This window comes from Serratia sp. HMSC15F11 (assembly GCF_001808215.1).
GTDB lineage: Bacteria > Pseudomonadota > Gammaproteobacteria > Enterobacterales > Enterobacteriaceae > Serratia > Serratia nevei.
In genome coordinates this window covers 1-8878 of sequence record NZ_KV792427.1, presented here as the reverse complement: position 1 = coordinate 8878, position 8878 = coordinate 1, and the positions used below count along the sequence as shown (strand labels likewise).

Here is an 8878-nt window from a genome sequence, read left to right as displayed (position 1 = left end):
TCATATCAGGAACTTGTTCGCACCTTCCCTAACATAAGTCCAGTACTGAATATGATTGAGTCTTTTAGAAATTGTTTCATGTGGTATCCCCATAAGTGTTACTTTCACTTATTTAGTGGAGATACCTATATTATACCACATAATGAGACGGCGTTTCACCGCAGACGAAAAAAAATCCTGCCACACTATTATAGCAGGAATTCAGGATTTTTTCAGAAATGTTTGCTTGTTCCGTTCATGGGGTAGTAGATAAGTCATTATGTCTAAAAAACACCCAAAATGTTCCGATCATTTCTATTATTGATCTTATATATACCCAGTGATCGGAACAAATTCATTTCTTTGTCCAGAAGTGTTTACCGTCCAGTACTGGATAGCCTACAACCTCAAGCATTTCTTCGGCCATCTTAATGACCTTCACTTGCCCCTCTATAAGCTGCGTATAAATCCCTGTAAGCCGCTCTACTCCTTCAACGTGTATTGGTTCGTCTTGCTCGTTATCGTTGAATGGTAGGCCGCCTATGAACAATCTGTAGGTGTTTTTTGTACTACCCGGAATGAAGTTAAAGTACTCGTCATGATCTTTAATGCGGAAACTAAAGTACAGGTTCTTTCCGTACTTCCACGCTATTACAGAATCCATCATTGCAAATACTACTTTACGTAGTTCTTCACGATATTTATGATCAACAGATTGCAGTACTGAATATTGTGCATGTGTAAAGAAATCATGCATCAAAGTTTCAAAATCAATACTGTTACTTAGTGCTTGTTGCGTCATCAGTACATCTAATTCAGTTTTAAGTACTGTACGTTGCTTGTCCAGATCTTGAAGATGTACTTTTACCTCTTCAACGTTACTAAGTCCCATTGACACCAATTCAACAGTATTAGTAATTCGCTTTGAGATTTCAACAATCGCTTCATTCTTACTTGCAATACGTTTTGAATAGTCAGTTTTATTCTGTACACCCTTACGATTAGTATCGATATATGCATATGTCAGTACTAACATCAAACAATGTTCAATGCCAAGACTACCAAAAGACCACAAACGACAACCGTTAGAATCCATCCGGCCTTTCTCGCACATATACCGAATTGTATTCTTGTGTTTCATTGCCATCATAGTACTTCCACAATGACCACATCTAAATAACTTCATTCCACAAAGAAGGTTTATGTTGTTCTTCTGATCTCCTACCTTACCAATATATTTGTTATTGTCCTTAATAACTTGAAGCCGTAAGAATTCACCCTCAGTACACAATGCCGGATAATAGTTTTCAATTATCTTTCTATCACCATTGATAGTTATTTCCTTAACACCGTATATTGCTTTACTCAAACGTACTTTACGAACATTGGCATAGTTCCACGGCTTACCATAACAACCTTCTGGATAAGTAGCATTCAAGTACTTAACAACTTGGAATACAGACTTACCATCTAAGAACTGTTGAACAATTTCCTCAGCAATAGGCCAGTACTTCACGTCCTTTCGAACTGCCTCATACTGCGACATTGAATTATCAATCCAGAACGGACAACCACCCATTGATTTAATATTTGTTGGTAATCCCGCCTTTGCCCGTTCTACTAACGCCAATGCATTACCATTAGTACGCAAAGACTTTTTAGTACTTTCTTCATTAGCACGGATAAACACCAATATACTCATCATCAAATCAAACGGATTATCATTGATAGATTGCTTGGTGAATACTTTCCCATCCATGCCCGTAACAATCGTTATATCAAGCTCTAGAATGTCTTGGAAGAGACGCAAGGCATTATTGATACCTTCGCGTGATATACGGTCTAAAGATTCAACATAGAGCGTTACACCGCGTTCTATGACACCTTTCTGTACTGCGTCAATGAACTTACCTAACGCCCCTTGCTTGTTCGCTCCACGAAATGCACTGACGCCACTGTCAACGATTTCACAGTACTCTAAGCCGTTTTTCAGTGCATATGCTCTTGCCGCGTCTTCTTGCCTAGCCTTAGTAGTACCAGCCTCCTGTACTGCACTTGACCACCGCTGATAGCTGTACAATTTCATCAAACACCCCAAGAATCAATCAGTTACCTAAATACGTAGAAATTCTTTTCGGGTTGCCGGGGTGGCTGATGATATGCACGTCCCCCTGCGCCATTGCGGCGATCATCGCTTCAGTATTGGACGCTTTATCCTGCGGCGCAAACACCGGCTCATGGAAACCGGCGATGATCACGTCGGTGGCGGTCAACATCGGGCCGGTGCAGTCGATGTCGCCCTGAAGGTTTTTGATGTTGGCTTCGATGCCGCGCAAAATGCCCACGCCGTTCACCAGGCGCGGCCACACGTGCATGTTCATAAAGTGCCAGTAGTGCGGCGCATCGGCCATGTCCGGGCCGTGATCGGTGATGGCGAACAGCTTGATGCCCTTCTGCTGGGCTTCGGCGATGTAATCGTGCAGCGTGCTGTAGGCGTGGGTGCTGGCGACGGTGTGCATATGCAAATCAACGGGGTACATTGTTTCTCCTTCCAGAGGGCCCGCCCGCAAAGGTACGGACAGGCGCGATGACGATAACAGCTTATCAGTTACCGAACGGCGGCTGAAGGATCAGTAACCCCGCTGCCTGTCGACCACGCCGGCCGGGGCATGCCCCGCCTCCAGCGCGCGGATGTTGGCGACGATCTGATCCATCGCCTGCTGCGGCAACGTGATGGCAGCAATATGCGGGGTAATGGTGACACGCGGATGTCCAGATGGTGACAAACAGCCTTTTGGTAAACTTATCGCTGAAGCCGAATAATATCAGATAAGATACCGTGCCAATACAAACTCTCCATCAACACTTCTCCCAAAAAGAGAGTAATAAACCAGTATTATTAGTGATAGATGCAATATATTTTCATATAAAATTCCGGGATCGTGAATTGATCCCGGAATGCCGTAGACTGAAAAACGCGTTCAACGTATTTTAAATACATTAATTGTATGACAACCCATCTTAGTTCTTCAGCCAAAACGCCGGTAATTTAACAGAGATGGTGCCAACAAAACCGGTTAATCTTATCACAGGCTTGCTATACGAAATAAAACTTCCATATGTTGATGTTTGCAAGGGCTCCGTGCTGACAAACTTATCTTTAGCAATGGCGCCATTTTTAAAATAGGTGAGAACATCAATAGTATTATCATATGATGTCCCTATGAAGTTTTCAACGATTAACCCTGAGCTGACATTAAACGTATAATCGTTAAACCCACGAAGTCCACAAGACACGTTTATATTGCCTACTGCAGAGTTAGGCCTAACTGAAATCATACCATAAATAGCGTCTTGCTTTGTCAGGTATAATTTTTTGTCAAAGACCAACTGTATGGTTCCTGTGCTCTGTGTTGATGTGATTTCCAATGGCGTCAATCCATCAATGTCCTCCGCCCCATAGACAACCGTACTACCACCTGAAGAGATGACTGAAATTCTCGTAGCAGAATCCGCTCCTGATGTAATGTCCACACCTTCCGGCCCATTAAAAAGATGCGGATTTAGCGCATTAGAATATGATGATAGAAACTCCGGATAGTTTGACTGGTTATTTATCATGCTTAGCCTCACATTATTGGAAGATACGTTATCCTTGAGGGATATTAGTGTTCCATAGTCAGTCGCATTTGAGTTCTGAAATCCAAAGCTACAGTTCAAAATATTAACATAAACTCTTGAGTTAGCGGAGAACATCTGCCTTAACGATCTATTTTCCCATATTTTATTATTTTTTGCGCTCCTCAAATCAAACTTTACATTGGTGAAGTTAATCTTATTGGGGCCCGCAGCTGCTATTTGTTTTTCTTGTGAGACCAATACACTGCCAATACCTTCAATATGCCGGCCATAAAAAGCCAGATCACAGTACGCTGCGCTATTGGAAAGTTTGATTGCAGCCCCTCCGTTGTAGTCTACATGACATGAAACGAAGTCGAAATCCTGCGCCGAGCAATTTATGCGAATGCCATCTGAATCACTGTCTGAGAAAATGCATTTAACGAATGTCGTCTTTTCTCCTGAATTCGTAGCGGTGGTGTCATCAGCTAGCAATGCATGTTTATTTCTTGCAAATTTAACATTTCTAACCTCATTAATATACGTATCTCGCGAACGAATTCTAATTCCTGAGAGAAATCCAAATACATTCGCATTTTCAACAATAACCTCACGTGCATTTAAATAACCTGTTCCAGTATTCCCCAATTGGATTCCGCCTTGACTGGATAAGGCTGCCCCTATACCTTTTATATAAACCCTACCGCCATTCGTAGTGATAACAGTACTGCCTCCAATTTGGAAACCTTCTTTGGATATAACGGCATCATTAAGCCCGGAAAACATAGAGTTGTCAATTTGTATACCAATTTGATCACTTGCACTGAAATCCAGCGTCACTCCCCCCTCAAACATTAACGTTAAAAAACTTGGAACAATGATTGTTTTAGTTTTATATGGTTGGCCACCTATATTCTGAGGTATTAGAATCGTATTCGTTGGCAGACTGCTAACACCAGTATCGATTGCAATACTGACCAAATAGGCAGCAATTGAATTTACCACCTCAGACAGGTTATTTTTAACTGCGTCATAACCTGCAGAGTATACATCTACGCCATAAGAGATATCTCGCTTCCAACATTTTCCTAACTGAGTAATTATAACCGAGAAGTTATTGTCAGTACTTATAGTGTCGTCAGCATCATAGTAAAAATCTCCTCCACCTTTATTTGAACCTAAGTAGAAACCTTTTACTCTCACTATCTGATTTATATCAACCGGCTCAAAAAATCTCAAGTTATCTATCGCATCAACCTCGCTAAAAAGTATGCTCTTACAAACTTCATTCACTTGCTTAAGAGACAAATCTTCGGTACAAGAATTTATCAATGACATATATACCTTCCTTTTAATCAATTTATTGCGACATCAAATAGTTAATTTAACTGTATTACCTTCTCGACGGCGTTCGATTGCTTTTGAAACTTGGATGCTTTGAGTGTTGCAACTTTTTTCAGAACCGGATTTTTCGGAAAAATGATGACATCATCTTCGAGAAAATACGCAAACACAGTGCTCTACGAGCGATTGCACAACGGAATAGCGAGAGGAAAGATGAACGAGAGATGAAAAATCTAGGGGGTGCCCAGAGGGCCCGCCCGCAAAGGTACGGACAGGCGCGATGACGATAACAGCTTATCAGTTACCGAACGGCGGCTGAAGGATCAGTAACCCCGCTGCCTGTCGACCACGCCGGCCGGGGCATGCCCCGCCTCCAGCGCGCGGATGTTGGCGACGATCTGATCCATCGCCTGCTGCGGCAACGTGATGGCAGCAATATGCGGGGTAATGGTGACACGCGGATGACGCCAGAACGGGTGATCCTGCGGCAGCGGCTCGCGGGCGAACACGTCCAGCGTGGCGGCGGCCAGTTGCCCTTGATCCAAGGCCGTCAGCAGATCGGCCTCCACCAGATGCGCGCCGCGCGCGATGTTGATGAGATAGGCACCCGTGCTCAACTGCGCGAACAGCTCGCGGTTGAGGATGCCGACGGTCTCCGGCGTATTGGGCAGCAGGTTGATCACCAATTTGACGCCGTCGAGGAAGGCCGCGCGCTGCGCCTCTCCGGCGAAGCTTTGCACGCCATCGATCTGTTTGGCGCTGCGGCTCCAGCAGCGCACGCTAAAGCCAAACTCGGTCAGCTTGCGCGCCACGCTCTGCCCCAGCACGCCGGCGCCAAGGATGCCGATGGTGAAATCATCCAGCGAGTGCGGATCGAGCGGCTGCCACTCCTGCCGCTGCTGCAGCGCCTGATACTCGTCGAAACGGCGGAAATAGCGCAGCACATAGCTCAGCGCATACTCCTGCATCTGCTGCGCCATGCCGGTATCCTCGAGCCGCAGCAGCGGCACGCCGGCGGGCAGCGTGCCGGGGTGCTTGCGCTCCTGATCGAGGATCGCGTCAACGCCGGCGCCGAGGGCGAACACCGCTTTCAGATCGCAGCGGTTGGCCAGCATCTCGTGCGGCGGGCGCCACACCAGCGCGTAATCGGCCGGCCGCTCGTCGCCGCGCTGCCACTCGCGGATCTCGGCCTGCGGCAGGCGTTGTTTGATGCCGGCCAGCCATTCCTGGGCGTTAAACAAGGGGTGGTAATAAATGATGTTCATACTGCGGGCTCCCGTTTGTTTTTATTGGTTTTCCTCCAGCCTTCCGCGATTCGCCGCCGGATGCAAGCGTTAAAGCCCAAAATAAAAACAGCCCCGACCAGTGGGGCTGTTGTGCATGTTAGCGAATCAGGCGGCAGACGGGCCGTCGCGCCGGATAAGGCGTCGCAGCAGCGGAATGAGAATCAGCATCGCCACGCCGACGCCCGTCGCCCCCCAGCCCAGCACGCTGAAGATTTCGCTGTAGCCGGGGTTGGTTTGCAGCGGCGTGCTGCCGCTGTTTTCCGGCATCAGGCCGGAGACGTAGCCCGCCAGCACCGAGGCGACGCCGGTCACCATCATCCAGCAGCCCATCATCACGCCCTGATAGCGCGGCGGCGCCAGCTTGCCGATCATCGCGTAGCCGATCGGCGAGATCATCAATTCACCGACGCTTTGCAGCACATAGCTGATAACGATCCATTTGAATGCCACCAGCCCGTCGCCGCCCGCCATGCTGATGCCCAGCGGCAGCACCAGCATGCCCAAGCCGATGCAGAACAGCGATCCGGAGAACTGCAGCGGAATGTCGATGTTGCAACCGCGAGCGCGCAGGCGGTTGAACCACCAGGCCAGCAGCGGGCCGCCCACCACGATCACCAGCGTGTTGATGTTCTGGATCCACTGCGGCGCCACCTGAATGCCGTAAACGTTCAGGTTGATGTTGTGCTCGGAGAACAGCATCAGCCCCATCGGTGCCAGCTGGTACAGCGCCCAAAACACCAGCGAGCCCAGCGCCAGGATCAGATAGGCCGCCATTCTGCGGCGCTCATCGCGCGGATGGTGGCGCAGCGTCACCACGCACAGCATCAGGAAGATCAGCGCACCGAGCACGATCACGAAGTGGCCGCTGAATTCGGCATGGGTCAGCATCACGCGGATAATCGGCACCAGCGCCACCAGCACCGCTAACCCGACCAGCATGCGCCAGCGGTATTGGCTGCGGCTGGCGTCGTGCAGCGGGGTATTGAGATCCGCCAGAATGCGCCAGCGGCAGACGGCGACGATGATCGCCGCCGCGTTGCCCAGCGTGGCGAACAGGAACAGCGCGCGGTAGTTTTCCGTCAGTTGGAAATAACCGGCGACGGTAAAGCCGACGAAGAACCCGAGGTTCATACCGGCGTAGTTCCACAGGAACGCCGATTCGCGCCGATCATCGTCCGGCTTGAAACGCTGGGTGAGCATCATATTGATGCAGGTGACGTTGAGGCCGCTGCCGGTCAGGAACATCGCCAGCCCCCAGTACAGCCCCCACACGCCCGCGACGGCAATCAGCGCGCAGCCGATCACCTGCAGCACCATGCCGAGCACGAACAGATTGCGGTTGCTGAGGAATCGGCCGCCGAGGTAACCGCCGAACATGTGCAGGCCATAGTTGAAGGCGCCGAATACGCCCATCATGGCGTTGGCGCTGCTTTCGTTGAAGCCCAGCCGCTTGGTGGCGTACAGCACCAGCGTGGAGTAAAGCACGGCGAAGCCCAGCGTGGCGAAGATCTGGATGAAGAACAGCGCCCCCGCACCGGGGGGAATGGCATGGCGCGCTTGCGGCGCCGGCATGGCATCTGAAGGAGTCAAAACGAACCTCTACTGCATTATTATGTAATGAGTCTGTCCCTGTCTGCGATATCGCCGGCCTGTCACCCGGCAATCTGCGCGACGTCGTGATATTCCTTGCCAAAAACGCCGCGCCGACATGACTCCATTTAGCGACACATCTGACTAATAATCCAGTATTAATGCATATAACAGCAAACAACCCAATCTCATTGGCGACATATTGAGCTTCCTGTACAGAAAAAGGTCAAATAATCGTCTTTCATGGATTCCAACCGCTGCCTGCCCTGCCCGCCGGCGGCCGCGAGTGGGAATATCGTTCGGTAAATCAGCAAATTGCTGCAAGTTTGGCTAAACAGTCATGAGAATGAAATAAGAGGGTTGACGCTGAGATCAGATTCTCCTACATTAGCGCCCGTCGACAGCGCAAAGCGTTTTCGGCAACAAAACGGTGAGGTGTCTGAGTGGCTGAAGGAGCACGCCTGGAAAGTGTGTATACGCGAAAGTGTATCGAGGGTTCGAACCCCTCTCTCACCGCCAAATTCAAAGAGAAAGCCTGGATTCGCGTCCAGGCTTTTTTTTGCATGGTGCACCGCCGAGAGGGGCGAGAAGCCTCGACAGGGTTCGACAAAACGCCTGCGTTTTGGACCGCCAACGGCGGCCCGCAGGGTGAGCGCAGCGAATCAAGCCCTCTCTCACCGCCAAATTCAAAGAGAAAGCCTGGATTCGCGTCCAGGCTTTTTTTGCATGGTGCACCGACGAGAGGGGCGAGCATCTTTCCCCCTCTGCGGCAGTGATCCCCATTACCGTCGGTTATCCACGAACTTTACCGCTGATTTTCTCACCCATTCATGGCATGTGCCCTGCCGTTCGCCGCAGTTTTCAGCAAAGTGCGCACGGCTTGAGCGGACGAACAAAAACACAGAAATTATTCTTGACCGGATCGGCCCTACTCCCTATAGTAGCGCCCCGTTGCAGCGATGATTTCGCAACAAAAAAATATGGTGAGGTGTCCGAGTGGCTGAAGGAGCACGCCTGGAAAGTGTGTATACGCGAAAGTGTATCGAGGGTTCGAATCCCTC

4 protein-coding genes, 1 tRNA gene and 2 pseudogenes are annotated in these 8878 nt (G+C 49.4%); 1 reads left to right on the top strand and 6 read right to left on the bottom strand.

All coding sequences use genetic code 11. The features are described from left to right. Positions 1–334: 334 nt before the first annotated feature. The 6 genes and pseudogenes from HMPREF3138_RS08160 to HMPREF3138_RS08145 form a co-directional block, all read right to left on the bottom strand. Positions 335–2065, bottom strand: a complete 1731-nt coding sequence (locus HMPREF3138_RS08160) for a recombinase family protein (RefSeq protein ID WP_070558918.1) — start codon at positions 2063–2065, stop codon at positions 335–337. Between the two features lie 46 nt (positions 2066–2111). Next, positions 2112–2519, bottom strand: a pseudogene (locus tag HMPREF3138_RS08155) (PHP domain-containing protein); the annotation flags it as partial. Positions 2520–2609: 90 nt separating this feature from the next. Further along, positions 2610–2750, bottom strand: a pseudogene (gene ghrA / locus HMPREF3138_RS26210) (glyoxylate/hydroxypyruvate reductase GhrA); the annotation flags it as partial. A gap of 250 nt (positions 2751–3000) precedes the next feature. Then, positions 3001–4935: a right-handed parallel beta-helix repeat-containing protein gene (locus HMPREF3138_RS25270; protein ID WP_083301470.1), complete on the bottom strand. Its 1935-nt coding sequence runs from the start codon at positions 4933–4935 to the stop codon at positions 3001–3003. Positions 4936–5264: 329 nt separating this feature from the next. Beyond that, positions 5265–6206 (bottom strand): glyoxylate/hydroxypyruvate reductase GhrA, encoded by a 942-nt coding sequence (gene ghrA / locus HMPREF3138_RS08150; RefSeq protein ID WP_038875857.1) that lies wholly within the window; start codon positions 6204–6206, stop codon positions 5265–5267. 126 nt (positions 6207–6332) lie between these two features. Further along, positions 6333–7799 (bottom strand): peptide MFS transporter, encoded by a 1467-nt coding sequence (locus tag HMPREF3138_RS08145; protein ID WP_049194085.1) that lies wholly within the window; start codon positions 7797–7799, stop codon positions 6333–6335. A gap of 447 nt (positions 7800–8246) precedes the next feature. Between HMPREF3138_RS08145 and HMPREF3138_RS08140 the strand changes: the two genes are divergently transcribed. Next, a tRNA-Ser gene (locus tag HMPREF3138_RS08140) sits at positions 8247–8336 on the top strand. Positions 8337–8878 lie beyond the last annotated feature (542 nt).

Excerpts from the sequence above, each read along its gene's own strand:
- ghrA (WP_038875857.1), bottom strand. The coding sequence starts at position 6,206 with ATGAACATCATTTATTACCACCCCTTGTTTAACGCCCAGGAATGGCTG.
- HMPREF3138_RS08145 (WP_049194085.1), bottom strand. The coding sequence starts at position 7,799 with ATGCCGGCGCCGCAAGCGCGCCATGCCATTCCCCCCGGTGCGGGGGCG.
- HMPREF3138_RS08160 (WP_070558918.1), bottom strand. The coding sequence starts at position 2,065 with ATGAAATTGTACAGCTATCAGCGGTGGTCAAGTGCAGTACAGGAGGCT.
- HMPREF3138_RS25270 (WP_083301470.1), bottom strand. The coding sequence starts at position 4,935 with ATGTCATTGATAAATTCTTGTACCGAAGATTTGTCTCTTAAGCAAGTG.